Source organism: Williamsia sp. 1135, from assembly GCF_002095395.1.
Lineage (GTDB): Bacteria > Actinomycetota > Actinomycetes > Mycobacteriales > Mycobacteriaceae > Williamsia.
In genome coordinates this window covers 76375-102042 of record NZ_MJEI01000099.1, presented here as the reverse complement: position 1 = coordinate 102042, position 25668 = coordinate 76375, and the positions used below count along the sequence as shown (strand labels likewise).

Genomic DNA, 25668 nt, shown 5'->3' with positions numbered 1-25668 from the left:
CGCTCGCCCATAGCGTCGAAGACATGGGACAGCAGAACACATCACGCATCAGTGCCACCGTCGTGATCCCCTGCCGCGACGAAGCCGAGTCCTTGCCTGCGATCATTCGCGCCCTGCCCGCCGGGATCAAGGCACTCGTCGTGGACAACGGCAGCGTCGACAGCACCGCCGACGTCGCTGCTGCGCTGGGTTGCACCGTTGTCCGTCAACCGCTTCCCGGATATGGATCGGCTGTGCACGCAGGTGTCGAAGCCTGCACCACGGAGATCGTCTGCACCATCGACGGTGACGGTTCGATGGATCCCGCCGACCTCACGCAACTGGTTGCTGCCGTGGCCGCCGGCGCCGATCTCGCCGTCGGGCGACGCCGGCCCGTCGACCGCCGCACGTGGCCCCTGCATTCTCGACTGGGAACCCAGTGGATAGCTCGCCGCCTCCGAAACCGGTACCGCATACCCATTCACGACATCGGACCGATGCGGGCGGTCCGGCGGGACGATCTCTTGGGGCTGGGGATCACCGACCGCCGTTTCGGGTACCCGGTCGAACTCCTTGCGCGAGCAGGTGCCGCCCGTTGGCAGATAACAGAATTGGACATCACCTATCGGCCGCGGTCGGGCGGTAGATCAAAAGTGTCGGGATCACTCAAGGGAACGTTGCGGGCAACCCGTGACTTCCTGACCGTTCTTCACCAGATGGAGGAGAGAGTTGCTCACTGACACGCCCCAGGGAATCCTGATCGTCGCCAAGGCGCCGGTACCAGGACAGGTCAAAACCCGCCTCACCGAGAAGTTCTCGGAGATCGAAGCGGCCGAGCTCGCGGCCGCCGCACTTCTCGACACCCTCGACACCGCGTTGTCGGTGGGGACCGCGCCGGTCGTCGTCGCGATGACCGGCGCTCTCGGCGATGCCGTCGCCGGCGAGGAGATCGGCTGGCGACTTCGCCACACCACGCTGATCATCCAGCACGGCAACACCTTTGGCGAACGGCTTCAGAACGCCCATCGAGACACCGACGACGTGGTCCATGGTGCGGTCTTCCAGGTCGGGATGGACACGCCCCAGATCACGGCCGGCCAGTTCCGGGCCGCATTGGCAGCGTTGGAGGAGACGGACTGTGTCCTCGGCCCCGCCACCGATGGGGGCTGGTGGGGGCTGGGACTCCACGACGCCCGGGGCGCGCACACCCTCACCGGCGTGCCGATGTCATCAGCCGAAACCGGAGCGGCAACCCGAGCTGCACTGGAGTCAGGAGGGCTCCGGGTGACCGAGCTACCCGAACTGTGCGATGTCGACCATCCCGAGGACATCGACGGAGTCGCGCGTCGCTGTGCACCCGGCAGCCGATTCGCGGGAACCGCTGCGACTCTGATGGAACGATCATCATGACCGTCGCCGACGAGACCGCGGATACCCAATACTTCGACAGCGCAGTCTCACAAGGTCTTGCCGGCCAACGTACATGGTTGCGGCACGCCGATGGCCAACGCGATCTGTTGCCAGTCGATCGGTGGCTCGGTACGAGCCTAGTCGGTTCGGACTCGGAGTTCGATCGCCGAGTGGCCGACAAATGCTTCGGGCCCACGGTTGATCTCGGATGCGGTCCGGGTCGGCTCGTACATCGGCTGATCGACAGGGGGATCGCGGCGCTGGGTGTCGATCACAGCGATCAGGCAGTGAGCATGACCCGCGCGCAGGGCGGAGTTGCGATCCGACGCAGTCTGTTCGACCGACTTCCCGGCGAAGGTCGCTGGCGGCACGTGCTGTTGCTGGACGGAAACATCGGTATCGGCGGAGATCCCGACCGGGTGGCGAGACGCGCGTCCGAGCTGATCGCGGCGGGCGGGTCGATCATCGTCGAACTCGACTGCGGCCTGGCCGGACTCTGGCGGGGAGCCGCTCGCGTCGAGACCGAAAGCTCCTACGGCGAATGGTTTCCGTGGGCACGGGTCGGCATCGACTACGCCTGCGAACTCGCAGAGACCGTCGGGCTGCGCTATCGCTGTGAGACCATCGGCGGTCGCGATTTGATGGAACTCACCGGGCGGTGATCATCGATGTCGAGCATGGGGCTTACTGGTGACGGCTGCGCACTCTTCCACGTCGTAACAAATTCGAACGGTGCTCGGTCCGATCCATCCTGCCGACACCACACCGCGTACGTTCTCGCCGTGCGAGCGCGCATGAAGCGCAGCGAGGTCAGCGAACAAACCGCTGTCTCGCAACGACGCCAGAGCCGGATCGTTCCGAGCCAACATGAGGTCGTCGAGAACGAGTGTTCGGCTGCTCATCTAGATGATCCACCACTTTCCACATCGCGCCCTCCGAAGCAAGGGACCAGCTGTCATGTACCCGTCGCGTACTGAGTATTCGCGGCCCGCTCCCACCCGGATGGGTTCAGGGCGCCGACGCACGAGATCGATGATCCGATGAATGCCCTCGACGCTGACGCAGATCGCGATACCGGTCTGCGTAGTCCCCGGCTGGTTGCGCGCGTCGGGATGTTGCTCGGGATCTGTATCACCGTGTGTTTCTTGACCGGCATGCTCAGTCATTGGATACAACACCCTCCCGGATGGTTCTACTGGCCGTCCCGTCCGGTGTGGCTCTACCAGACCACGCAGGGACTGCACGTGATCACCGGCGTCGTGGCCATCCCGCTGCTGCTGATCAAACTCCAACTCGTCTACCCGAAGCTCTTCGCCAGGCCCGTGATCGGGACACCCGCACGAGCCGTGGAGCGCGCCTCGATCGCAGTCCTGGTGAGCTCGACGATCTTTCAACTCCTGACCGGATTGCTCAACACCGCCCAGTGGTATCCATGGAAGTTCTTTTTCACCACCACCCACTACGCCATGTCGTTCCTGGTGGTGGCGTCGATCCTGGTGCACATAGCCGTCAAACTGCCGATCATCCAGCGCGCCCTGGGAAGTCCGGTCGAGTCGACCGAACCGATCGACACGACTGGCACGACGTCCGAGCCGCAAAGGCCCACGAGCGAACCAGCACCGGAGAACGGGGTGGTGTCACGGCGCACGGTTCTACGGGGCACCATCGCCGTCGGGTCCCTCGCTGTGCTGGCCTTCGCCGGACAAACGGTGCCTTTCCTGCGCTGGTTCGCGTTTCTCGCGCCGCGTTCAGGCGAAGGACCACAAGGCATACCGATCAACCGAACGGCATCGGCCGCGGGAGTCCAGGAGTCGGCCCGCAATCCCGACTACCGGCTGACCATCAGCAACGGAAACGTGACGAAAGAACTCACCCTCGAACAGCTGCGGGCCATGCCGCAACACGACAGCGCCCTTCCGATCGCGTGCGTGGAAGGGTGGAGCGCGACCGGTAGGTGGAGCGGAGTTCAGGTACGCAACCTTGTGGCGCTCGTCGGCGGAGACCGAAACCGCGACGTCCGGTTCATCTCGCTGGAGGCCGGACTCTACGGAGTGAGCACACTGCCCGCGAACACCGCCGACGATCCACTCTCGCTCGTCGCCCTCAGGTTGCACGGCGAGCAGTTGATCGTCGACCACGGCTACCCGTGCCGGCTCATCGCGCCGAACCGGCCCGGGGTGCTACAGACCAAGTGGCTGACCCGAATCGAGATCCTATGACACTCCGCTTCATTCGGGCGATCCTGATCCTCGCCGCCCTGGCGTTGGGGTGGTACGGACTCTCACAGCTCTGGGCCATGCCCCGTGCAGATCAGCTTTCGATCATCTTCTGGCTCGCGGGCGGGCTGATCGTCCACGACGCACTGTTCGCGCCGGCATGCATCGCCCTCGGCTACGCCGCGAAGAGAGTCTTGCCACAACGATGGTGGCCGCCCGCGCTGCTCGCCGTCACCGCGAGCCTGGTGGTGCTCATCCTCTCACTGCCCGTACTGCTACCACGTTCTCCGGACAAGACACCCGACAACGCGACCATCCTCGATCGTCCCTACGGCGTCAGCGTCGTCATCGCTCTCACCGTCATCTGGTTGCTGGCAGTCTCCCTCATCCTGGCCCGACGACGACGCCCTGCGGCGGCATCCACCCAGCGGGAGTAGCACCCCCGTCAGGTAGGTGCGAACACACGCCGTAGGCCCACAAAGCGAACCACTGTGGCAACGAGATTCGCCGCCAACAGTACGGAGACCTCCTGCACTCGCGACGGATCGGATATCCAGATGTGCAAGAGCCACAACGCTCCACCGGTGACCGCGAGTCCCAGAGCGAAAACGGCGAGGCCCTGCAGATAGTGCCGCATGACGTCGTCAGTGCCGCGGACCCCAAAAGTGAATCGCCGGTTGACCGCGGTGTTGGCGATCGCAGAAATCAAAAGCGCCAATACATTCGCGAGCTGTGACGGCATGACGAATCGCAGCAGGACGAACAACACCACGTATGCGAGCGCGCTGGCCCCACCCACGAGGTAGAAGCGGACCAGCACACTGCGGTACCACCTGCCGGACACGGCGCCACACCCTTGCTCGTTCAGTCGCGATCTCGGAAGTCACGCTCACAAAACTTCGTCTTGCTCGCACTATTTCACGAGCGGGACGAAGTTCTGTGAGCGGCAGTGCGGTCGAGTCAGCGGGGTGCGGTCGAGTCAGCGCGCCGGGGAGGTCGACGTCGTGGTGGTGGTCGTCGGAGTGCTCGTTCCCGAGGTGTCGGTGGACGTCAGCGCCGGATCGGTCGAGACCGCATCCGCCCCAGTTGTTTCCGACGGGGTGGAGGTGGCCGATACCGGCGGCTCTGTCGGCGTCGCTGATTCGGCGCCCGATGGTGCCACGCTCGACTCAGTCGTCGCGGGTACGTCTGCCGGGAGCACGGAGGGCTCGTCGGCGGCACGCAGCGCAGCCTTGGTGGCCTTCGCTGTTCCGTCGGCAACCTCGCCGCCTGTCGCGTCGACGACCTGGGTCTTCGCGGTGACGGGCGGAGTGTTCCGCAGCGTCTCCGTCACCTCGTCCCGCCCGTCCCGCAGAGCGCGTCCCCAGTTCTCCCAGGTGTGGCCGCCGTAGTTGGGCAACACGACGACGTTCGCGCCGCTTTGCGTTGCCTGGATCTGCATCAGGATGGTCGACACGGCCGACAGCATCTCGAGGGCGATCGCGCTGATCTGATCCTGGGGCGCCAGCTTGGCCAGTTCGCCCGGGGTCAAGAAGCCGTTGCCGGACGAGATGATGAGCACCTGGCCGTTGTCTTTGAGCTTGCTGACGTTCTTCGACGGGTCGTTCTCGGTCCACCGGTTGCTACCCGGCGCACCCCACATGTTGACGATGCCGTTCGTGTAGTTCGACACAAGCGTCTGGGACGCGAAAACACCCAGCGCGCCAACGGGATTGTCTGTCTGGTAGTAACCCGACATCGCCTGCACCACCTTGAACTGCTCGGGGTGGCGTTCGGCCAGGGTGACCGCCGGTCCGGCGGACATCGACAGACCGATGATCGCGTTGTTGGACGGGCTGACACCGAAGTTCTCGGCGAGGTAGGCGGGCAGTTCGTCAGTCAGGAACGTTTCCTGCTTGATGGTGGCGTTCTGGTCACCGGCGCCGGCGTCCCAGTCCGTGTAGAACGACGACGCTCCGCCGACCGGCATGACAAGTGTGGTGTCGGTACTGCGGTCGTAGACCTGCGCGGCCTTGACGTCTGTCGTCCACGCGGAACGGTCTTCGCGAGCCCGCATCCCGTCGAGCAGATAGACGCCCCGGTTGCTGCCCTCGGAGGCGCGGATCTGCACTATGACGTTCTTGTTCTGGGATTTCGACCAGACCTGGCAGTTCTGCACGTAGTAGGCCGAAGAGTCCCAGGTACATCCGGGGCGGAGTTTGTCCGGCTGGCCGGCAACTGCACCTGCGGTGCCGAAAGAGAACAGCAGCGAGCTGATGGCGGTGAGTGCGATGCTCAGCACGGCCACGATGGCGCCGAGCACCAGCACGCGGGGTCCGCGGCGACGCCGCGGCGTCTCGGGGTGCGCGTGCCGAGCCTCTCCGACGACCTTCCAGGCGGGGACGGAGTGACCGAACTGGTTGAACGAACTGGGCATGCGCGGGAGCTCTCCTGATCTCGGTCCCGACCGAAACAAGTGCTTCAAGAGTTGTCGCGACACATCGCCAATCCGTTACCGCCCGATTTCAGTGCGTTCGATTGTCTCGATTAGGTACCGATGCACCGTGTCGGTGTTTAAATGATCGCCATGCTCATTGTTCGCGCGTTCGCCCTGCGTCTGGTGGCCGTGGCCGCCCTCATCACCGGGTCGCTGGCATTGGCGAGCGTTCCGACAGCACAGGCTGATCCCGGCCCGGGTTCGCCGTTGCCCTCGGCAGATCCCTTCTACAGCTATGACGGATCCCTGGACGGCATCGCGCCCGGCACCGTGTTGCGCTCGCGGCCGATGAACTTCCGAACGCCCAGTCTCGATACCCCCATCACCGGCAACCAGGTGCTGTACCGGACAACCGATCAGCAGGGGCGCGGCGCCGTCACCGTCGCGACCGTCCTGCGGCCGCTGGTACCCGGCCCGACAAAGATCGTGTCGTACCAGATGGCGTACGACGCACTCGGTTCCCAGTGCGACCCCTCCTACACCCTGAGCGGTGGGTCGACGAACCTCATCGCCTTCGGAGAGCAGAATCTGATCGCCGGATACCTCGCCGCCGGGTACACCGTCGTCGCACCCGACTACGAGGGCGAAGAGCTCGAATGGACCATCGGCCGACAGTCGGGGTACGCAATGCTCGACGGGATCCGCGCGACTCAGGCGTTTCTTGACGCTCCCTCCTCGACACCGGTCGGCCTCGTCGGCTATTCCGGCGGCTCGGTTCCCACTCAGTGGGGTGCTGAGATAGCACCGAAGTACTCACCCGAACTGAACATCGTCGGTGCCGCGGCAGGCGGGCTGCCAGTCGACCTCGCGCACAACCTGCCCTACGTCAGTGGCAGCAAGCAGTGGGCGGGCGTCATCCCCGCACTCGTCGTCGCCTATCAGCGAACGTACAACCTCGATACGAGCACGTTCCTGTCCCCGTACGGCCAGCAGGTGACCCAGCAGGTCAGCTCCGAATGCATCGTCAACTTCGCCTCCAAGTACCCGACCCTGACCGACGCGTCGATGGTCAAGGCGCCGTATAACTCACTGCTCGACGTTCCCGAAGTCGTCGCGGCAATCGATGACAACATCATGGGTAGCCAGGGCACCCCGCGTACTCCGATGCTCCTGGGAGTGGGCAAGGCGAACGCGCTCGGCGACACCATCATGATCACCGACGACGTCGTCGGCCTGGCGCACGAGTACTGCGGGCGTGGTGTCGACGTGACCTACTCCCAGTTCAACGGACTCACCCACGCCGAGGCCTTTGCGCCGTTCGAGGCCCAGGGGCTGCAATTCCTGACCGAGCGGTTCGCCGGGCTACCCACCCGCAGTAACTGCGCGACCATCCCGCCCGGCAACAGCCTGGCACCGACACCGATCCCCTGACCTCGGTTGCCGTCGCTGGTTGGCATCCGAGGGATCGGGTACTCAGCCACCATGCCCAATCGAGACTCTGAAGACTTCGCGTTCGAACCGCAGAACCCCGAACCGAACGACACCGCGGGACTGGAAGCCGGCGGCAGCGTCACACCCGGTGACACCCCGCCGGCCGAGACCGGCGTGGGTGGTCCGAACCACGAACCGCCGCAGCGCGGCAGAGCACTGCCCATCATCGTCATCTCTGTCGCGGTATTCCTCGTCCTGATCATCGCCGTCGGGCTGTTCAGTCGCGTCTTCGACCTCCTCTGAAATCACTGGCGACACCGCATACAGCACTGGAGTGGCTAACCTCGAATGATGGCTACAACACCGAGTTCCGCAGTGGGCAGCAACCCAGCGATCACCGGCCTCGAAAGCACGTACGCCGAGCAACTGAGTGCATTGGCCGTGCCCTGGCAGGGAGCTGATGCGCCTGACCCACGGTTGCTCATCGTCAACGAACCGCTGGCCGAATCCCTGGGACTCGACGTGGACGTCCTGCGTAGCGCCGACGGCGTCCAGGTCTTGTCGGGGGCGTCAGCGCCTGCCGGCGCCACTCCGGTCGCGATGGCCTACGCCGGCCACCAATTCGGGGGTTACACACCGCTGCTCGGGGATGGCCGCGCACTACTGGTCGGCGAGCTCGTCGGCGACGACGGGCGCGTGGACCTGCACCTCAAGGGGTCTGGGCCGACGCCCTTTTCCCGAGGTGGCGATGGGTTCGCCGCCGTCGGCCCGATGCTGCGCGAATACCTGGTCAGCGAAGCCATGTACGCCCTTGGTATCCCCACCACGCGAGCATTGTCGGTGGTCGCAACCGGCCGGGACATTCGTCGAACCGGCGCGGAGCCCGGGGCCGTGCTCGCCAGGGTCGCCGCCAGCCACCTGCGGGTGGGCACGTTCGAGTTCGCGGTCCGGCAGGGCGAGGTCCTGCAACCCCTCGCCGATTATGCGATCGCGCGCCACTACCCGGCGTTGACCGAACTGCCGGCCGATCAGCGGTACCTGGCATTCTTCGAAGCCGTGGTCGAGGCGCAGGCCGCTCTGGTGGCGCAATGGATCCTCACCGGATTCGTGCACGGCGTCATGAACACCGACAACACCACCATCTCCGGGCAGACCATCGACTACGGACCGTGCGCGTTCCTCGACGCCTTCGACCCGGCCGCGGTGTTCAGCTCCATCGACCAGGGTGCCCGTTACGCGTTCGGCAACCAGCCGGCTGTCCTGAAGTGGAACCTGGCGCGGCTGGCGGAAACGCTTCTGACACTGATCGATTCCACGCCCGACGACGCGATCGCCGCGGTCTCGGCAGTGCTCGACTCCTTCGACGAGCGATTCCAGAACCACTATGCGGCCGGCATGTCGGCGAAGCTCGGCGTGGGCGGTGAAACCATCGACCCGGCGTTGATCGATGATCTGCTGGCACTGATGAAGACCCACGGTGCCGACTGGACCGGCACGTTCCGAGCTCTTGCAGGCGAACTACGTGGGGAATCAACCGCTCTGGACGCCCTCATCCCGCGCGAACAGCTCGGATCCTGGCTCACGAGTTGGCGCTCTGAACTGGCCAGGTATGGCCGCGACGACGCCGCGGATGCGATGGATGCGGTCAACCCGCTGTACATTCCGCGCAACCATCAGCTCGATGCAGCTCTGAAGGCCGCCACCGCCGGTGATCTCGCTCCGTTCGAGAAGTTGCTGGACATCGTCACCCATCCGTTCGACCGCCGCGACGATTGGGCTGACTACGCAACACCTGCTCCCCCGGTGTTCAGCGAATCGTTCCAAACCTTCTGCGGCACCTGAGCTGTCGAAGGTTCGCGCCGCCTGGGAGCGAACGCTCCGGTTGCAACTGGCGCGCCCGTCCGCAGGTGGCGCGGATCATGCAACCACTGTCGGGTCGGCTACTTCGACGACGAACGGTTCGCCCGTACCCGCATGCCACACGCGTACGACGCCGCCGACACCGGGCACCTGGGTCTGCAGAAATGCTCTGCTGTCACGAGTTTCAGGACGCCACATGGCACCGAGAACCCCCACCTCAGTCGTGATGACCAACCTGAAACGCGACACCTCGCCGGTCTCGCCGAGGGACACCTCGCGGTCGGCGATGATGCCGCTGAGCGGCTGTGCCGTCGGGCCCACCATCGCCCACCTCGTCTCAGCGTCCTCGCGAGCCGCGGCGTCACCCAGATAGCTCATATAACCCGCCCACCCGCCGGCGACGAACACTGCACCCATCACCGTGAAGATGACGTTGAACCAGGAGCCGGGGCTGTCGGCCGTCCACAAGGCGACCAGAGCGGTGGTGAGCCCCGCGGAGAGCGCCAGGAGCGCGATCCCGATGATCACCAACATGACTCGGGACACCCGCTGCGGATACCTCAGCGATACAGGTGGGCCCGACGGGGGGTCCAAGGAATCGACCACGAGAACCACATGCCCTGCCGGCGGCTCCTCGGTCACGAGCTCATGATACTCAGCACGCAGGCATTGCGAGGTTGGCCAGGTCGCGAACGAATGCTTGAATCTGACGATGGCCGAGAACATCGAAACCCGGGTGGTGAGCGCGTCCCGCGACATCGCAACCAGCGCCGAGCAGATTTTCGAGCTGATCGCGGACCCGTCCTTGCAGCCGAGCTGGGACGGCAATGACAACCTGACCGCGGCTTCGGCCGATCAACGTGTCCGCGCGGTGGGTGATGTGTTCACGATGACTCTCACCACCGGAGCCGACCGCGAGAACCACATCGTGGAGTTCGACGAAGGACGCCTCATCGCGTGGCTCCCCTCAGAAGCGGGTCACGAGCCGCCTGGTCACCTCTGGCGCTGGGAGCTCGAACCGCTCGACGACAGCCATACGCGCGTGACCCACACCTACGACTGGTCGGATCTGAGCGACGAGAAACGTCTGGTGCGGGCGCGCGCGACGACTGCCGACAATCTGCGTGCGTCGCTCGAAAGGCTGGCCGCGCTCGCCGAACGGTAGCGGTCGTCAGCCCCGCGGTGCGGAAAGCGCCTGGCCGTGTTTCGTGGCGAGCGCGTCGGCATCGGATCGCAGACTTGCGGCGAGATCCTTGAACTCGTCGAGGGCAGGGTTCACACCGACCAAGGTGAACGGGGCTTCGATGACGTCGAGATCCAAGTTCCACACGTCGGCGAGTATGCGCGTCATCCACCCCGTCGCATGGTCCCAGCCCTCGCGCGGCGTGCCTGCCGAATAGTTGCCGCCCTGAACGGTCACGAGCACTGCAGGTCGGCCGGCGATCGCCGGAGGGCCGGTGGGCCCGAATCGCGGATCGGTGAGGACCGTGTCGACCCAGGTCTTGAAGTGCTGCGAGACCCCGAAGTTGTACAGCGGCACTGCGAACAGGAACGCGTCGGCGGCGATCAACTCGTCAGCGAGGGTCGCAGCCAGCCCCAGCGCTTCTCGCTGCTCAGTTGTGCGCTGATCTTCTGGCGTGTAGCCGGCGAAGGCTGCAGTCCCCCAGGTGGTGGAAGGGATGGGCTCGGTTCCGACCTGGCGTCGGACGATGCTGTCGTCGGGATGACCCACCCGCCACTCCCGTTCGACGATGTCGGCAATCGCGCGGCTGTGTGAACCCTCGACACGGATGCTGGCGTCGAGACGAAACAGGGTCATGGGGACTCCTAGTGAAAACGGGCGGGACGGATCGTTGAACTTGAACATGCAAGTTCAACCATACCGACATTTGTTGAATGTTCAACTTCGATACGATGGGACGGTGACCGACAACCAGGACGAGACGGGCGATGTGTGGCTTTCCCGCGATCAGCAACGCGATTGGGCGTCACTGGTAGCGCTGATCATGACCCTGCCCGGCAAGCTCGACGCACAGCTCAAGCACGAGGCCGGGATCAACTTCTTCGAATACAACATCCTGGTGTCGCTGTCTGACGCCCCCGGCCATGTGCGGGTGATGAGTGACCTCGCCGGGCTGGCACGAGGATCTCTGTCCCGGCTGTCGCACGCGGTGTCCCGACTGGAGGGTGCGGGGTGGGTCGAGCGGCGCTCGTGCGGCGGCGCCGGCCGTCGCACCGAGGCGATTCTGACAGAAACGGGATGGCAAGAGCTACAACGTATTGCGCCCTCACACGTCCGCGAGGTCCGGCGACTCGTCATTGACGCCATGGGGGCCGATCAACTCGAGCACCTCGGCGCGGCCGCTCGCCTCGTCGTCACCGCCGTCGACCCCGCACTGGCCGACACCCTCGCCTCCGCCATCGACCGCCGACCAAGGGGTTGAAGCCGAGGCGTCACGCGCCTTCGACGAACCTTCCGTCGGGGAACATACGACCATATCGGGAGACCGACTTACGAAAGAACGAACTCTTCTTGACCTCGCTGACGCGCACCGCCATCGTGTACACGTTCGCCCCTTGCTCCCGATACACCGTCGACTCGATGGTGTAGTCGACACCATCCTGCGACACCTGCCGCCTGGTGGTCGATTCGTTGTTGTCCGCCCAGACGAGCTCGTCATAACTCACCGCTCGACTCCACTCCTCGAGTCGTCCTTCAGCCAGACGTCCGGCCGCCCCTTTGTCCATGGCGGGATCGTAACCAATGCTGCCGCGAGAGGCAGCTGTTGCCGTCTAGTCCATTCGGTCGAAACGCATGTCCATCCACCGTCTGGGTGCTCCCCGCCGATCAATTCGTGTGCCACCGTGTGGTTTTGGCCAATTCTGACGTCGACCTCGTGAGCGATCCAAGCACCGGCGGGCAGGAGCCGGTAGGTGTCGGTGCCAGAGACACGAGCCTCGATCGCACCCCCTCCATCGAACACCGTGCCCGAGGTCTTCCACCGGCCCAGGATCGGGTCGAGACCGGCAAGGGGCGACTCGCCGACCGGAGTCGTCATACCGGCACCTACTCAGGCGGTTTCTTCGTGAGCAAGCACGACCGAGTTCCCGGACGGGTCGGACAGCATGGCGAGCCTGAACTGCCCGGACGGCACGGTGTACGCCTCCCCATCGATCCCGCGGCCACTCAATTCGGCGAGCGCCTTGTCGAGATCGGCGACGCCGATGATCATGTCGTGAGCACCGGCGTGATCGGGATCGAGATATACCTGGACGCCGCGCCCGGACCCGAGGTCCCACTCGGCCGACGGCGGCATCGGGCGCCGATCCGGCCCCCGCCCGAAAAGGGCCGTGTACCAAGCAACGGCCGCATCGTGATCGCGAACCTTCATGACCGACAGCGTATGCGTGATCTGCATGATTCCTCCTTCATCGAATGCGATACACCAATGCCGACTCGAGCGCGGGCGCAAACTCATCGGAGTCCACGTATTCAATCGTTTTCGCGAGAGGCCCGTGCGCCCCACCTGCGCTTGGCTAGAGTCTGGCCATGACCGGAGAATCGCTGCAACTGACCGCCACGCTGCAACCACGCGGGCCGGCTGCTGCCATCGTGCTGTCCGACGAACAGGTCGCGACGCTCGGTGGCACGAAGACCCCGCCAGTCCGATTCACCATCGGTGAAACAACCGTTCGCGGTCGCATCGGTCGGATGGGCGGCGAGAATCTGCTCGGTTTCAACAAAAGTGTTCGCGCGCAGCTCGGCGTAGAAGCCGGCGACACCGTGGACGTCATGATCGAACTCGACGCCGAGCCGCGTGAGGTCGAGTTACCGCCCACACTCGCTACGGCACTCGATGCCGACCCGGCGCTCCGCGCCGCTTTCGACGCACTGTCGCCGTCGCGCCGAAAAGAACACGCTCGGTCCGTCGCCGATGCCAAGCGCGACGACACCCGCGACCGGCGGATCGCCGCTGTCGTCGACGCGTTGCGGACGGCAGATGCATGAGCCCAAGAGTTTCTCCCGAGGCACTGGGCGGCAAGGTAGCCGTCGTGGCCGGCGCCACCCGAGGCGCCGGTCGCGGTATTGCGGCGGGTCTCGGGGAGGCGGGTGCGACGGTCATCTGCACCGGCCGCAGCAGCCGCAGCGGCGGGATCGACTCTGACTACGATCGTCCCGAGACCATCGAAGAGACCGCGGAATTGGTCACCCGACTCGGCGGCACCGGCGTTGCGGTGCAGGTCGACCATCTTGATCCGCAGCAAGTGCACAAGCTCGCGGAGAAGCTACGACGCGACTACGGTCGCATCGATGTCCTCGTGAACGACATCTGGGGCGCGGAGAAACTGAAAGGTGCTCCACCGGAATGGAATACCCCGATCTGGGAGCACAACCTGGATCGCGGTCTCCGCATCTTGCGACTTGGCATCGATACCCACCTGATCACCTCGCACCACCTGCTACCCCTACTCGTCGCTGAGCCCGGTGGTCTGCTGGTGGAAATCACCGATGGCACAGCGGAATACAACGCCGACCGCTACCGGATATCGGTGTTCTACGACTTGGCGAAGGCGGCGGTCAACCGGCTCGCCTACTCGCAAGGCCACGAATTGGCCGAGCGCGGCGCCACTGCCGTCGCAATCACGCCTGGTTGGCTGCGTTCGGAGATGATGCTCGACAATTGGCAGGTCACCGAGGCCACCTGGCGCGAGGCCCTGCAGGACAACCGGGGTGATGGGCTGCCGACCGCGCCACCGGCCTTCGCGTCCTCCGAATCGCCGCGTTACGTCGGCCGTGCGGTCGCCGCCATCGCCGCGGACCCGAACCGGGCGCGGTGGAATCAGAAGTCGGTCAGTTCAGCAGAATTGGCCCGTGAATACGGCTTCACCGACGTCGACGGCACCGCCCCCGACAGCTGGAATGCCTGATGGCGATCAGCCGATGTGTTCTCCGTAGACGTGGTCGACGTGGATCGTCACCAGAACCCTTCGGTCGGACACCATCACCGACCGATACTCGTCCCAGTCGGGATGCTCGCCTGCCGCAGCGCGGTAGTACCCGACCAGTGCTTCCACCTCAGGACCGTGCGGATCGGTGCCTGGCCCGATGATGGTCACGCTCCCTTCCGCGGTCGCCCACGACCGCCCGTCGGCACTGGTTACCTCGAGGACGCCACGCGGATCGCGGCGCAGGTTCCGAGTCTTGGCGCGACCGTCTGTGGCCGAGATGTAGATGGACTCGTCCGCCCGGTCGTAGAACGGCGTGACGGGAGACAGCTGTGGACGGCCATCTGATTTGATCGTCGCCAGCACCCCCAGCTTGCTGTTCGCCAGCAGTTCGCGCGGATCGAATGATTCGGTAGTCATGCCTCGATTATTGCGTTGACGGCGTTCCTTGTATCCGCGAGCTTGCTTCCACTGGCCATATCTATCGTTATACGATAGATTTTGGTTGATCTTCGACCGAAACAGACGAAGACCGACTGAGGGGTTCCGGATGGGCAAGTGGGCTGTACTGACGTTGCGTGCCGTCATCGCGATGGCACTCGCGGGTTCTGTGGTGGTGCAGATAGCGATCGCGCCGGTGCTGTGGTTCGACATGGACGACGCCCCCGCGGGTGTCCGCGTATCGCTGGCGGTCATCGGCATCGTGGGTGTTGCCTGTCTGCAGGTGATCGCGATCTGTATCTGGCGGCTACTGAACATGATTCGCCGCGGAACCGTGTTCTCGCACGGTTCCTTCCGCTATGTCGACGGCATCATCGGCGCGATCGCCGCAGGAGGGGTCCTGATTCTCGCCATTGCAGTGGTGGCGCGGTTCGCAAACCACAGCTCACCAGGTGACGAGGTGGCCCCGGGTCTGGTCGGTCTCATCTGCGGTGCGGCTCTCGTCGTGGGCGGCGTCGCCCTCGTCGTCTACGTTCTGCGCGCGCTACTGGCCCAAGCGGTCGCTCTCGACCGTGAGGCCAAGCATCTGCAATCTGAGCTGGACGAGGTCATCTGATGCCGATCATCGTCGACATCGACGTCATGCTCGCCCGGCGCAAGATGCCGGTCGGTGTTCTCGCCGAACTGATCGGCATCACCCCAGCCAATCTCGCCGTCCTCAAGAACGGACGCGCCAAGGCGGTTCGATTCACGACTTTGGCCTCGATCTGCGACGTACTCGACTGTCAGCCAGGCGATCTCTTGCGCTGGGAGCCCGATGACGTGCACGAGCCGACCGCATCCGCGGTGACAGCACGATCGGCGCGCGATGACTGATCCGGCCAGGTCACAAACTTTGTGCCGGGTCGCCCTGGTCCAGGAATCGCGCGCGAACTTCCGGTGACGGAATCGGGCAGGTGTCGAGCTTGCCGAACACGCGATACCTGATGGCGGCGAAACCGTCATAGAGCCGGTCTCGCACGGGACGAGGGATAACCGCAGCGATGTGCAACCACCGCCACGGCCGACCGGCGTGAGCGATGACACGTAGCGCACCGTCGGACCGCACGGCCACGTATTCCGCTGCAGTCTCAGGATTACCGACGTAGACAAGGGAATCCATCGATGCCAGTTCGGGATGCCGAGCAATGACGCCGCCGGCGAAGTCACTCTGCAGCGCGGCGAAACGCAGTTCCCCGCGACGGTCGATCCGCAGCAGGAACTGCACTGCACTGTTGCAGAAGCCACACACCCCGTCGTACAGAACGACCGGACGATCGGACATCAGCTCCCCCTTCACTCACACACCGAGACACCCGTCTCGGGAGCTATCTCCAGCCTACACTCATGACGAATCAGACCGAGAAGTGTTGCAGTGCAGAGTTTTCAGACGGAGAACCGGAGACATATCCGCGGTCGCCGCCCCGACCCTCACAGGGTCCGTGCCGCTACCGCGATCTCTGCCAGGATCTCAGCTTTTCGGCCATCCTCCGCAAAGGATGCCGAGACCGAGTTCCGCGCCAACGTCACAAGGTCGTCGGCATCGAGATCAAGCGCGTCACGCACCCCGATGAGGTTGTCGTCGACATAGCCGCCGAAGTAGGACGGATCATCGGAGTTGACCGACACGTTCAGTCCTCGGTGGAGCATGGCGGCGAGAGGATGGTCGGACAGGTGATCAACGGCTTTCAGGCTGACGTTGGAGAGTGGACACACGGTCAGCGGGACCCGCTCAGTCACCAGGCGGTCGACGAGCCGTTCATCCTCCAGGCACCTGATCCCGTGGTCGATCCGTTCGACACCGAGCAGGTCCAGCGCCTCCCAGATGTACTCCGGCGGGCCCTCTTCCCCAGCATGTGCGACAAGATGCAGACCCTCTGCGCGTGCCTTCGCGTAGACGTCCACGAACTTCGACGGCGGATGCCCGACTTCAGCCGAATCGAGTCCGATTCCGAGGATCGGGATTCCCAGCGCGATCACGTCATCGAGGACGTCCATGGCAGACTCCGCGCTCTGGTCGCGCAGCATCGAAACGATCAGACCCGTGCTGACACCGTGGTTTGCGACGGAAGCATCAAGCGCTGAGGTGATTCCCCCCATCACTTCCTCCAATGCGATGCCGCGCAGAAGGTGAGCCTGCGGGTCGACGAAGACCTCGGCATGCCGGACACCTGCAAGCGCCGCACGGGCCAGATACGAGTTGGTCATCTCGGCGAAATCGGCGGCGGTCTGCAGTGTGGACATGTTGGCGTAGTAGAGATCGAGAAACGACTGCAGGTCGGCGAAGTCGAACCGTGCCCTCAGTTCATCGACGTCCGCGTACGGCAGCTCGATCTTGTTCCGCTCGGCGAGACTGAAGATCGTCTCGGGCTCGAGCGTTCCCTCGAGGTGGAGGTGCAGTTCGGCGACTGGGAGAATCGTCATACGTGGTCCAATCTATCTGTCCTGGTGTCGAATCAGCTGCCGGCGGATCCCTTCGATCAGGCAACCGCCGAGACTCGCTCCGACAAGCATCATCACGACAACCTACCGCGAGACCGCGACGAGGCTCCGAGGTCCGCTGCACGAGTCGGACGCCGCCCGAGGGTTCCGATGATGGCCGCGATGTGGTACTTGTTGTGAATGAACACATTCGATACGTCGAAAGGCGCATGAGCGCCCCCACGTTTTCCGCTTCCGGCACTTCGGCCCCGGAGCGTAGATCATGAAGCTCGCGGAAGCCCTCGCTGAACGAGGGGAACTGATACGCCGATCCGAGCATCTGAAGTCTCGGATCCTGGCCAACGCGCGTTATCAAGACGGTGAATCACCAGCAGAGGACGCGTCTGCGCTGCTTTCGGAGCTCAGTGCGGTCTTCGACCGATTGGAAGTTCTCATCCGCAGGATCAATCGGACCAACAGCAGGGCGTCGGTGCGCGATCAGACCGTCACGGCCGCGCTCGCGCACCGGGATGTGCTGCGGATGCGGCACAAGGTGACCTCGTCGGCCGCCGACGCCGCGTCGGGGCGAGAATCCGATCGATTCGGACAGCGGCAGCTGCGTTCGGAGCTCGTTTACGTAGCGGCGCTGCCCGTTTCAGAGTTGAGGGCAACAGCGGACGATCTTGCCCAGCGCATTCGACACATCGACCTGGAGATCCAACAGGCCAACTGGGAATACGACCTGATCGACGAATGATCATCGCTGCCGGGTAGTGGTAGCCCTTGTTCGAGGTGAGCACGTGCCGCGGGTCGACGGATTTTGGCCCATCTCCTGCGTGGTGAGCAACGCTCCGAGCACACACTCGGAAGGACAGTGCAGCTCAGCACATCTCAGGCAGATCAGCGCAATGCGCACATCACATCACCGAGTGCTGATCGAACGAGGGTGAGGGTGGGCAAGGGGCCACTCGGCACGTGAATTGTTTCGCTTGACCACCAGATTCGGACCCCTAGCGGCCGATCAAGGGCATATTCCCCTCGGCATCCTGATTCGGGGACGAATGTGGTGGACCAAGCGCGGCACCCGCTACGTCATCCGAGGACCGTGGAGTTCTCCTCGGTGCGTCGGTATGTGTACAGCGTGGTCACTGCGCAGACAGTCGTCGCTGCAATCAGCACCTGTGGTCCGGTGATGACCAGGCTCATGACGCCTCCGGTCACCGCGCCCAGGGTGAATGCTGCGTACAGCAGGAAGTACTCGAGCCATTCCTTCGCGGAGCCACCGCTGATATGCCGTTCGATACCTTGACCCATCTTGACGAGAGTGCCGGTCACATAGCTCAACGGAATGGAGACTTCACCGTTCTTGACGAAAGACGTATTGAGCGCGCCCATCGCGAACGAAATGAACAAAATAGGCACGAACTGAACTTGCGGGGCACTCCAACCCGTCATCAGGACATCGACCAACGACGCAATCGACAGGGCCGCGGTGGTGAGGACAGTCGCTCCGTGCGGGTGATCTCGCCACAGATGGCGGCGGCACAACGACGCAATCACCACTCCTGCAACAAAAACCAAGACCAGCAGGACAGCTGCACCTGCCAGCGCATTCTGGCCCGAAAAGAATCCGACGGCGGCGCGTTCGGTGTTGCCGGTCATGAAGGTCACGAAGTAGCCGGCGGTATTCGTGAAGGCGGCAGCGCCCACCAGACCGGCAAGTCCGGCCAGTATCCAGGACAGTCGGGCATGTGGAGTGAACAATTCGCGCATATGCCCCAACGGTAGGCATGGTTTCGGCACCGGTCGCGGTGTGATCACTCACGTCGATCCGAGTGAGCGGGCGGCATCACAAGCCGAAACTACCGACCTTCCGCCGCCGGTGAGACAGACTCGGCGATCGACCAACCTGAACCGCTGGCCACGACATGACGGCTGCCGTCCACCAACCCGTGGGGTTCAGGATCTGAATCCAATCGAGTGAGATCGATCGTCAAGATGAGTTCCTCACCGCTGCCTCTGGAGATCAGAGTCGCTGACTGATTACTCAAGTCACGCACCTCTGTATGTGCACTGTGCAGCCACGAATGGCGGCGCCGCACGCCGATCAGCGCCTGGTGTAGCTCGAACAGACCGCGCCCGTACGGCGCGAGATCATCGGGGCCAGAGGGAAAGACGGGACGTATGGCGTCGTCACCACCAACCCGCTCCTCCTTGACGCCGCGAAAGCCCTGCTCGTCGCCGTAGTAGACGCTCGGGACGCCGGCGAGAAAAAACAGCAGAGCCACCGCGACCGGAATGACCCGCTCGTCCGAGAGGGTGCTCGCGATGCGCGTCACGTCATGGTTGCCGACAAATGTCGCCGGCACGAAGGTCTCCAGCATGCCGTTGTTGCGCTCGATGGCATGGCCCAGTTCGAAGAGGTTCTCGTCGTTCAGCGAACTCCACATCGCTTTCCAGAGCTCGTACTGAGTCACCGAGTCGAGACCCGAGGCGGTTACGTAACCCTCGTAGTCACCATGGATCATCTCCCCGACGAACCAGGCCTTCGGCGCCCGTTCACGCGCCGAAGGCAGCACCGTCCGGAACAACGCGGGAGCGATGGCATAGGCGGCGTCGAGGCGCCAGGCGTCGATCCCGCGGTCGAGCCAGTGCGTCATCACGTCCGCGATGTACTGCTGCACGGCCGGGTTGTCATGGTTGAGCGTGACCAGGATGTCGTGGCCCTCGAAAGCAACAGGCTTGTCACCATTCCACCGAAACCACTGCCCTGCTTCCGAAGTCGGCCCGCCCCGCAGCGCCTCACGGAACTTCGGGTGGTCCCGGCCGACGTGGTTGAAGACCCCGTCGAGCATCACCTTGATGCCGCGGTCGTGCGCCGCCGCGATCAGCCGTTCGAGATCTTCGGTCTCGCCCAGCCGAGAATCGACCCGGAAGTGATCGATCGTGTCGTAGCCGTGCGTCGACGACGCGAAGACCGGGCCCAGCGACAAGCCGTTGCATCCGAGCTCGAGCAGATAGTCGAACCAATCGACAATCCGTTCCAGCCGGTGCTCCGTTCCCTCGATCGACGTCGCCTCGGCTCCCACGAACCCCAGCGGGTACACCTGCCACCAGATGACATGCTCCATGTCCACAGCCTAGAGACACTGGCAGTCGATGTGCTCGGACCTCGCGTGCCACGCCGGGTAACTGGTCAGCCGGCGCCGAGGAGTTCGCTCATCTGCGCATAGAACGCGGCAGGGTCTCCCGCGAGTGAGGCCTTCACCATTGAGGTCCAGTCGTCGACGATGACTTCGATCGAGCCGTCGACGAGGCCGTCGAGTGAGCGGCGCGGAACCTCACGGGGATCGATCTTCGGCCCGTCATACCCTGCCGCGATATCGGTGTCAGCGGCGCCGAGCAGCACACCCTGCACGAACGTGCCCTGAGATGAAAGTTCCAATCGCACACCGTTCGTCATGTTCCACTCGGCAGCCTTGGCGGCGGAGTACGAACCGGTACTCGGCGTTGAGAACCACGACAGCGCCGACAGGACGTTCACGATCGCGCCGCCACCGTTCACGGCCAAGGTGGGGGTGAACTCCCGGATGACGTCCAACGTGCCCCAGAAGTGCGTGTCCATCTCGCGACGGATCTCGGCCAGGTCACCGGTGATGAGCGACGCACCGGTTGAGATACCGGCGTTGTTGACGAGCAGGGTGACATCCGACGCCGTGGCTGCCGCTGCGACGACGGACTCGTGGTCGAGAAGGTCGAGCCGCACCGGCACCACCCGGTTGTCGTCGAAGTCCAGTGTCTCCGGACGGCGAGCCGTCGCGTACACCTTGCTCACACCGCGGTCGAGCAACTCGAGGACGAACTGGCGGCCGATGCCGCGGTTTGCTCCGGTGACGAGCGCGATCTGGTTGTTGACGTCCATTGGGGGACCTTGCTTTCTGAGAGAGTTCCTGTGCTGGTCCGGCCGTATGCGGCCCGACATCGGCTAATCTAGAACTTCACGTTGACGTCAAGGGCAAGTCCGACCGTGGATTGCCTGGTCACAGGAGGTTGGTCGGATGCGGATAGGCGACGTCGCACACCGCGCGGGGGTCAGCACCCGCGCGCTGCGCTACTACGAAGAGCAGGGACTGCTCCATTCCGAACGCACCCTCAGCGGCCAGCGGACCTACCCCGAATCAGCCATCGAGCGCGTGAAGCTGATCCAGCAGTTCTTCACCGCCGGGCTGTCGAGCCGAACCGTCCTGCAGCTGCTGCCCTGCGTCGACACCGGCCAGGCCTCCCCCGAAACATTCGACTTACTGACAGCAGAACGCGACCGGATCACCACCGCCATGGCGGATCTGGCCGCCGCACGCGACGCCCTCGACCAGATGATCCACATCGCGCACCACCCCACCCCTGAACACTGTCCCGCACTCCGCGAAACGCCCTGGGCGCCATACGAAGCGCACGCCACAACCTAGGCCTCGAACGACCTTCCAGCGGTGTCAGACGAAGTCATCGGGGACGATGTGCAGTTTCTGAGCAATGCCGCTAGGCGAGAAGTATTCGCCTACGGAAAGATCTCTCGCCCGAATCTTCATCGGTGTACGACACTGATTTGGGCCGGCCCGGTCGAACGGCAGGTCAAACGTTCTGGCACCTGGCATTACGCGGGTCTTGTAGAACTCGTCGTGGACCGCACGAGTTCGCTTCGAACGGAATAGAGCATAGGCCTCAGAATTTATAGCGGAGGCAGCCTCTTAAACCGTTCAAGTCTGAGTCTTGCCACGTCTAGATTCTTGACTGGACGTGGAGTTACCGTGCATAGCCAGCCACACGACGATAGCCTGTTCTAGGGTCATCACCGAGATCACCCTGCGGTTGCTACCGGCGCCACCACAAGCGCACACACTTGTGGCAACGCTCCCGGCTCTATCCGACGTAGCGGTCTCGGCAATCGCCGCCGCCGGGATCGCCCCGTCGATGCTGGAAATCCTCGACCGCACCACCGTGAACGCGGTCAACGCGGCTCACCAGAATGGGGATCGTCGAGAACACCGGAGCACTGCTCCTCATCCAGTCCAAATGGACTAGGGGTAGTTGAGTTGAAACCTTCAGCGATCTTGGCTGTCCTACACGACTTCATAGGCACTCCGATAGAGTCCAAACAGATGAGACTTGCACCGCGCGTGCGACTCTGCGAGTTCGCAGAGCTTCGTATGCTGAGTCCAGATTTGGGGCCCTACTGCGTGCAATTCGATGCCGCGTGGTGTATTCAGATGCGATGGCCCGTCGTCGCGGTTTCTTTGCCGAGCTACAACATCAGCAACAGTTGGCCGCCAAGCGCAAGGCTCAGCAACAAAGGCTCGCAGTACGTCAGTACAACCAGGCCGCACTAGCTCGGCAGCGCGCAGCAAGTGCCCATCGCAGAGCATCTGACGCGGCGCGGCGCGCTTCTAGCGCTGAGCAGGTTCGTCTCAACAAGCAGATGGCGGCGGCCTACGCCGCCGAGTGCGAAGCCGAAGCCGCAGAGAAGACCGCCGAAGCGGTCGCCCAACAGCAAGAAATTGAGGAACTACTCGCAGCAACGCTAGAGATCGACGACTGGGTCGACCTGACACGACTCCGGCAAGTCTTCGAACCCACGACACTCGCCACCGGCACCCTGTCGACGGAAACCCCGGCCCCTACCTACATTCCGATCCCGCCTCGACCGCACTTCCATGCGCCCGAACAGCCGTCCGGCCTCAGCGCAAAACTGGGTGGTCAACGCAAATACGAAGCGCAACTCGCCGCCACACACGCACAGTACGCCAGCAGCATGACCTACTGGCACGGCCAACTCAACGATTTGTTCACACGCAACGGCGTCGCCCGCCAGGCTTGGCTCGCGATCGAGTTCGACCGCCTCACCCGACTCGAACAAGCCCAACGGGACCACGAGACTGTGAATCAATCGCGGCGCGAAGAAATCCGACGAACCAACTCCGAGCTCGACCAGCTCATCGCTGACCTACGAAACGGCGCCGGGCGCGCACTCGAGCAGTACGTCGGGATCGTGCTCGCCAACTCCACCTACCCAGAACAGTTCCAGGTCGACTATGACTACGAGTTCATCACTGCAGACCGCGAACTCGCGGTGACCGTCCTCGTCCCAACTCCGGATCAGTTCCCCGCCGTGAAAGCCGTCCGCTACGTCAAGGCCAAAGACGAGTTCACCACAACGCGGCTGTCTGCCGCCGAGCTCAAGCGCCGCTACAACAACGCCATCCATCAGACTGCGCTACGCACGCCGCACGAAGTGTTTTAAGCCGACCGCGAAGGCATCGTCGACGCCATCTCCCTGACCGTTGCCGTCGACACCGTCGACCCAGCAACTGGCCACGACCGCCGCGTACCGCTCGCACAACTCGCCGTCGACCGCCAAAACTTCCTGGCCATCGATTTGGCCCGCGTCGAACCCATCGAAACCCTCAAGCACTTGGCCGCAGCGGTGTCCAAGAACCCTTACGGCCTGATCCCGCTTGCCGGACAGGGCATCCGCGGATGAGCAACCCCCAAGACGTCATCACCGCACTGCGCCGCACTCTCGTCGAAAAAGAGCGCGAAGCTGCGAACCTGCAGGACAAGGTCACCGAATTGACCACGCAGCTCAAGCACGTGCCTCCGCCCCAGGTCTCCGCCCCCGCCACGCCCGTCATCGACGAACGTGTCATTACTGTGGACGACGCGCTGGTTCTCCAAGAGGTTGGACTGTACGAGTACCACCATCCCCTCGAGAACGCCGAGGCGTACAAAGTCAGCCTCGCCGCCCTGCGTTCGCAGATCCGCGACGCCATCACCGGCGGCGACGCCATCGAAGTGTCAAAACAATTCAGCTTCAACAACTCCCTCGCCCAAGGCCGACGTCTGACCGGGGATCTCGCCAAACTCATGCTCCGCGCCTACAACGCCGAGGCCGAGAACTGCGTCCGCACCATCCGCGCCGGCAACCTCGTCACCGCGACCCGACGACTCGACAAAGCAGCCGCCGACATCGAAAAGCACGGCGCCATTATGCAGATGCACATCGCCGCCGACTACCACGGCCTCCGCACCCAAGAACTCGAACTCACCGCTGACTACCTCATGAAGGTCCAAGACGAACGCGAGGCCGCCCGCGAAGAACGCGAACGCCTCAAAGACGAACGCAAAGCCGAACAGGAACTCGCCAACCAACGGCGGCTACTCGATAAGGAACGCGAGCACTACCGAAACCTCCTCGACCGCGTCACCAGCGCAGCCGAACGCGACGAAGCACAGCAAGAGCTCGAACGCCTCGACCAAGCCATCGCCGACAACGATTACCGCGCCGCGAACATCCGGGCTGGCTACGTCTACGTGATCTCCAACATCGGAGCCTTCGGACCCAACGTCGTCAAGATCGGACTCACCCGCCGATTAGAGCCACTCGACCGCATCCGAGAACTCAGCAGCGCCTCAGTCCCCTTCCCCTTCGACGTCCACGCCATCTACTTCTCCGACGACGCCGTCACACTCGAAAACCAACTGCACCAACAGTTCACAGAACTGCGCCTGAACCACGCAAACCCACGACGAGAGTTTTTCTTCGCCACCCCCCGCGCAAGTCCGCGACGTCCTTGCCACCAAACTCGGCAACCTCCTCGAGTACACCACCGAACCCGAAGCTACCCAATACTTCCAATCCCGCCGCTACTGGCCATAACCGCCAAGAATGAAGCGCAACTCCCTACGGTCAAGTCATGAGTCACCCCGGGCAGTACGCCAACGACCGCACATACGCGCTTCCCGAGTCGTGGGAGCCCGTCGAACAAGAGACCCTACAAACTGCGCTCTCGCAAACGCTCGAGGCCCTCACCGGCGACGACCCACTCCGCAGACTTGGCTACTTCTATGACCCACTCAGGGAGTACGCCGGTACCAGCTTCCTCGACGCGGGCCACAACTCAGAGACGTCGATCGAAGCGGACGACCTGTACGCCGTGAGCCGCCTGAGCATCACCGTGACCAATCGACAGGGACGATGCCTCCTCGCCCCAGGACCCACAAGAAATCAAGCCACTGACCTCTTGGCCGCCCTGCCACCATCGCTCGCCATCGCCGCCAGTCTCGACGCCAGCGTCCTTGAGCAGATGTGGAGACTTCACGATCTCTTCCGCACACTGCTCGCCACCGACACCAAGGATTCGAACCACTGGGTGTTCGCAGCCAAACTCTGCGCCCGCAAACGACCAAACCTCTTCCCCGTACGCGACAGCCAAGTCTGCGGCTACCTCTCCGGCTGGAAAGCGCTGGGCGCCGGTACGGGCAGGCTCGGACGCTTCAGCAACGACATCCAGGTGTTCGCGTACCTGATGACGCACGACTTGATCGAGGGCAAACTCGCGCAACTTCGCGAGGCTGCAGCAAAAGCTAGATTGCGCATCGACGAGGAACCCCTGCGACTCCTCGACGCACTGCTGTGGACCAAGGCCACCGGCACCCCGTAGCCATCGCTGTGGG

The 25668-nt window shown here is 63.7% G+C and carries 32 protein-coding genes; 19 read left to right on the top strand and 13 right to left on the bottom strand.

Translation table 11 applies throughout. From position 1 onward, the window contains the following. Nucleotides 1–23: 23 nt before the first annotated feature. From BFL43_RS18360 to BFL43_RS18350, 3 genes are read left to right on the top strand one after another with little or no spacing between them, the layout of a single operon-like run. Nucleotides 24–719, top strand: coding sequence for a glycosyltransferase family 2 protein (locus BFL43_RS18360; RefSeq protein WP_084893918.1), 696 nt, complete (start codon nucleotides 24–26; stop codon nucleotides 717–719). Next, nucleotides 709–1389 (top strand): TIGR04282 family arsenosugar biosynthesis glycosyltransferase, encoded by a 681-nt coding sequence (locus BFL43_RS18355; RefSeq protein WP_240498341.1) that lies wholly within the window; start codon nucleotides 709–711, stop codon nucleotides 1387–1389. Before BFL43_RS18360 ends, BFL43_RS18355 begins: the two co-directional genes overlap by 11 nt. Continuing rightward, nucleotides 1386–2051, top strand: a complete 666-nt coding sequence (locus BFL43_RS18350) for a hypothetical protein (RefSeq protein WP_084893917.1) — start codon at nucleotides 1386–1388, stop codon at nucleotides 2049–2051. Before BFL43_RS18355 ends, BFL43_RS18350 begins: the two co-directional genes overlap by 4 nt. On the opposite strand, the gene BFL43_RS18345 is transcribed toward BFL43_RS18350, so the two are convergent. Further along, nucleotides 2052–2291 (bottom strand): hypothetical protein, encoded by a 240-nt coding sequence (locus BFL43_RS18345; protein WP_084893916.1) that lies wholly within the window; start codon nucleotides 2289–2291, stop codon nucleotides 2052–2054. It lies immediately after the preceding gene. Between the two features lie 138 nt (nucleotides 2292–2429). Between BFL43_RS18345 and BFL43_RS18340 the strand changes: the two genes are divergently transcribed. Both BFL43_RS18340 and BFL43_RS18335 read left to right on the top strand, forming a co-directional pair. Then, nucleotides 2430–3608, top strand: a complete 1179-nt coding sequence (locus BFL43_RS18340; protein WP_084893915.1) for a molybdopterin-dependent oxidoreductase — start codon at nucleotides 2430–2432, stop codon at nucleotides 3606–3608. Beyond that, on the top strand, nucleotides 3605–4042 hold the full coding sequence (locus BFL43_RS18335; RefSeq protein WP_084893914.1) for a hypothetical protein: 438 nt from the start codon (nucleotides 3605–3607) through the stop codon (nucleotides 4040–4042). Before BFL43_RS18340 ends, BFL43_RS18335 begins: the two co-directional genes overlap by 4 nt. A gap of 8 nt (nucleotides 4043–4050) precedes the next feature. Here the strand turns inward: BFL43_RS18335 and BFL43_RS18330 are convergent, their stop codons facing one another. Together BFL43_RS18330 and BFL43_RS18325 are read right to left on the bottom strand one after the other, a co-directional pair. Then, a complete protein-coding gene (locus BFL43_RS18330) occupies nucleotides 4051–4449 on the bottom strand; it encodes a GtrA family protein (protein ID WP_240498340.1) in 399 nt (132 codons plus the stop codon). 135 nt (nucleotides 4450–4584) lie between these two features. After that, on the bottom strand, nucleotides 4585–6021 hold the full coding sequence (locus BFL43_RS18325; protein WP_084893912.1) for an alpha/beta hydrolase family protein: 1437 nt from the start codon (nucleotides 6019–6021) through the stop codon (nucleotides 4585–4587). A gap of 150 nt (nucleotides 6022–6171) precedes the next feature. Here BFL43_RS18325 and BFL43_RS18320 point away from each other — a divergent pair, with 150 nt between their 5' ends. Genes BFL43_RS18320 through BFL43_RS18310 form a run of 3 tightly spaced genes read left to right on the top strand, consistent with a single transcriptional unit; the run spans nucleotide 6172 to nucleotide 9294 of the window. Further along, nucleotides 6172–7452, top strand: a complete 1281-nt coding sequence (locus BFL43_RS18320) for a lipase family protein (protein ID WP_084893993.1) — start codon at nucleotides 6172–6174, stop codon at nucleotides 7450–7452. 51 nt (nucleotides 7453–7503) lie between these two features. After that, the gene (locus tag BFL43_RS18315) at nucleotides 7504–7755 is read left to right on the top strand and encodes a DUF6480 family protein (RefSeq protein WP_084893992.1); all 252 of its coding nucleotides are present in this window, start codon (nucleotides 7504–7506) and stop codon (nucleotides 7753–7755) included. A gap of 48 nt (nucleotides 7756–7803) precedes the next feature. After that, nucleotides 7804–9294: a protein adenylyltransferase SelO gene (locus tag BFL43_RS18310; RefSeq protein ID WP_084893911.1), complete on the top strand. Its 1491-nt coding sequence runs from the start codon at nucleotides 7804–7806 to the stop codon at nucleotides 9292–9294. Nucleotides 9295–9369: 75 nt separating this feature from the next. On the opposite strand, the gene BFL43_RS18305 is transcribed toward BFL43_RS18310, so the two are convergent. Continuing rightward, nucleotides 9370–9954 (bottom strand): hypothetical protein, encoded by a 585-nt coding sequence (locus tag BFL43_RS18305; RefSeq protein ID WP_143695395.1) that lies wholly within the window; start codon nucleotides 9952–9954, stop codon nucleotides 9370–9372. A 70-nt stretch (nucleotides 9955–10024) separates the two neighbouring features. On the opposite strand from BFL43_RS18305, the gene BFL43_RS18300 reads away from it, so the two are divergent. Then, complete coding sequence (locus BFL43_RS18300) at nucleotides 10025–10477, top strand: SRPBCC family protein (RefSeq protein WP_084893909.1); 453 nt, start codon at nucleotides 10025–10027, stop codon at nucleotides 10475–10477. A 6-nt stretch (nucleotides 10478–10483) separates the two neighbouring features. Here the strand turns inward: BFL43_RS18300 and BFL43_RS18295 are convergent, their stop codons facing one another. Continuing rightward, nucleotides 10484–11131 (bottom strand): NAD(P)H-dependent oxidoreductase, encoded by a 648-nt coding sequence (locus BFL43_RS18295; RefSeq protein WP_084893908.1) that lies wholly within the window; start codon nucleotides 11129–11131, stop codon nucleotides 10484–10486. Nucleotides 11132–11234: 103 nt separating this feature from the next. On the opposite strand from BFL43_RS18295, the gene BFL43_RS18290 reads away from it, so the two are divergent. After that, nucleotides 11235–11756: a MarR family winged helix-turn-helix transcriptional regulator gene (locus BFL43_RS18290; RefSeq protein WP_206186705.1), complete on the top strand. Its 522-nt coding sequence runs from the start codon at nucleotides 11235–11237 to the stop codon at nucleotides 11754–11756. Between the two features lie 10 nt (nucleotides 11757–11766). Here BFL43_RS18290 and BFL43_RS18285 read toward each other — a convergent pair whose 3' ends face one another. Both BFL43_RS18285 and BFL43_RS18275 read right to left on the bottom strand, forming a co-directional pair. Continuing rightward, the gene (locus BFL43_RS18285) at nucleotides 11767–12060 is read right to left on the bottom strand and encodes a hypothetical protein (protein WP_143695394.1); all 294 of its coding nucleotides are present in this window, start codon (nucleotides 12058–12060) and stop codon (nucleotides 11767–11769) included. 323 nt (nucleotides 12061–12383) lie between these two features. Next, nucleotides 12384–12731, bottom strand: a complete 348-nt coding sequence (locus BFL43_RS18275; RefSeq protein ID WP_084893905.1) for a VOC family protein — start codon at nucleotides 12729–12731, stop codon at nucleotides 12384–12386. A gap of 131 nt (nucleotides 12732–12862) precedes the next feature. Between BFL43_RS18275 and BFL43_RS18270 the strand changes: the two genes are divergently transcribed. Both BFL43_RS18270 and BFL43_RS18265 read left to right on the top strand, forming a co-directional pair. After that, nucleotides 12863–13321 carry a YdeI/OmpD-associated family protein gene (locus tag BFL43_RS18270; protein ID WP_084893904.1) on the top strand — a complete coding sequence of 153 codons (459 nt, stop codon included), beginning with the start codon at nucleotides 12863–12865 and terminating at the stop codon, nucleotides 13319–13321. After that, on the top strand, nucleotides 13318–14241 hold the full coding sequence (locus BFL43_RS18265) for an SDR family oxidoreductase (RefSeq protein ID WP_084893903.1): 924 nt from the start codon (nucleotides 13318–13320) through the stop codon (nucleotides 14239–14241). The genes BFL43_RS18270 and BFL43_RS18265 overlap by 4 nt, the downstream gene beginning before the upstream one ends. A gap of 6 nt (nucleotides 14242–14247) precedes the next feature. On the opposite strand, the gene BFL43_RS18260 is transcribed toward BFL43_RS18265, so the two are convergent. Then, nucleotides 14248–14679 carry a PPOX class F420-dependent oxidoreductase gene (locus BFL43_RS18260; RefSeq protein ID WP_084893902.1) on the bottom strand — a complete coding sequence of 144 codons (432 nt, stop codon included), beginning with the start codon at nucleotides 14677–14679 and terminating at the stop codon, nucleotides 14248–14250. A gap of 130 nt (nucleotides 14680–14809) precedes the next feature. Between BFL43_RS18260 and BFL43_RS18255 the strand changes: the two genes are divergently transcribed. Together BFL43_RS18255 and BFL43_RS18250 are read left to right on the top strand one after the other, a co-directional pair. Then, nucleotides 14810–15316: a DUF2975 domain-containing protein gene (locus tag BFL43_RS18255; RefSeq protein ID WP_084893901.1), complete on the top strand. Its 507-nt coding sequence runs from the start codon at nucleotides 14810–14812 to the stop codon at nucleotides 15314–15316. Next, on the top strand, nucleotides 15316–15576 hold the full coding sequence (locus BFL43_RS18250; protein WP_084893900.1) for a helix-turn-helix transcriptional regulator: 261 nt from the start codon (nucleotides 15316–15318) through the stop codon (nucleotides 15574–15576). Before BFL43_RS18255 ends, BFL43_RS18250 begins: the two co-directional genes overlap by 1 nt. Nucleotides 15577–15586: 10 nt before the next feature. Here BFL43_RS18250 and BFL43_RS18245 read toward each other — a convergent pair whose 3' ends face one another. Together BFL43_RS18245 and BFL43_RS18240 are read right to left on the bottom strand one after the other, a co-directional pair. Continuing rightward, nucleotides 15587–16024 carry a DCC1-like thiol-disulfide oxidoreductase family protein gene (locus tag BFL43_RS18245; RefSeq protein ID WP_143695393.1) on the bottom strand — a complete coding sequence of 146 codons (438 nt, stop codon included), beginning with the start codon at nucleotides 16022–16024 and terminating at the stop codon, nucleotides 15587–15589. A gap of 146 nt (nucleotides 16025–16170) precedes the next feature. After that, entirely contained in the window at nucleotides 16171–17163 is a 993-nt protein-coding gene (locus tag BFL43_RS18240) for an adenosine deaminase (RefSeq protein ID WP_084893898.1), read from the bottom strand. A 280-nt stretch (nucleotides 17164–17443) separates the two neighbouring features. Between BFL43_RS18240 and BFL43_RS18235 the strand changes: the two genes are divergently transcribed. Then, nucleotides 17444–17917: a DIP1984 family protein gene (locus tag BFL43_RS18235; RefSeq protein WP_084893897.1), complete on the top strand. Its 474-nt coding sequence runs from the start codon at nucleotides 17444–17446 to the stop codon at nucleotides 17915–17917. 335 nt (nucleotides 17918–18252) lie between these two features. Here the strand turns inward: BFL43_RS18235 and BFL43_RS18230 are convergent, their stop codons facing one another. The 3 genes from BFL43_RS18230 to BFL43_RS18220 all read right to left on the bottom strand — a co-directional run bounded on the left by BFL43_RS18230 (nucleotide 18253) and on the right by BFL43_RS18220 (nucleotide 21082). Continuing rightward, nucleotides 18253–18933: a YoaK family protein gene (locus BFL43_RS18230; RefSeq protein WP_206186704.1), complete on the bottom strand. Its 681-nt coding sequence runs from the start codon at nucleotides 18931–18933 to the stop codon at nucleotides 18253–18255. Nucleotides 18934–19022: 89 nt separating this feature from the next. Beyond that, nucleotides 19023–20291 (bottom strand): alpha-amylase family protein, encoded by a 1269-nt coding sequence (locus BFL43_RS18225; protein ID WP_084893896.1) that lies wholly within the window; start codon nucleotides 20289–20291, stop codon nucleotides 19023–19025. A gap of 65 nt (nucleotides 20292–20356) precedes the next feature. Then, nucleotides 20357–21082 carry an SDR family oxidoreductase gene (locus BFL43_RS18220; RefSeq protein ID WP_084893895.1) on the bottom strand — a complete coding sequence of 242 codons (726 nt, stop codon included), beginning with the start codon at nucleotides 21080–21082 and terminating at the stop codon, nucleotides 20357–20359. A gap of 136 nt (nucleotides 21083–21218) precedes the next feature. Between BFL43_RS18220 and BFL43_RS18215 the strand changes: the two genes are divergently transcribed. From BFL43_RS18215 to BFL43_RS18200, 4 genes are all read left to right on the top strand, one after another. Beyond that, on the top strand, nucleotides 21219–21626 hold the full coding sequence (locus BFL43_RS18215) for a MerR family transcriptional regulator (RefSeq protein ID WP_084893894.1): 408 nt from the start codon (nucleotides 21219–21221) through the stop codon (nucleotides 21624–21626). Nucleotides 21627–22429: 803 nt separating this feature from the next. After that, complete coding sequence (locus BFL43_RS18210; protein ID WP_143695392.1) at nucleotides 22430–23455, top strand: hypothetical protein; 1026 nt, start codon at nucleotides 22430–22432, stop codon at nucleotides 23453–23455. Nucleotides 23456–23691: 236 nt separating this feature from the next. Further along, a complete protein-coding gene (locus BFL43_RS18205; protein WP_240498339.1) occupies nucleotides 23692–24912 on the top strand; it encodes a DUF4041 domain-containing protein in 1221 nt (406 codons plus the stop codon). Next, a complete protein-coding gene (locus BFL43_RS18200) occupies nucleotides 24909–25655 on the top strand; it encodes a DUF6308 family protein (RefSeq protein ID WP_084893892.1) in 747 nt (248 codons plus the stop codon). Before BFL43_RS18205 ends, BFL43_RS18200 begins: the two co-directional genes overlap by 4 nt. Nucleotides 25656–25668: the final 13 nt, after the last annotated feature.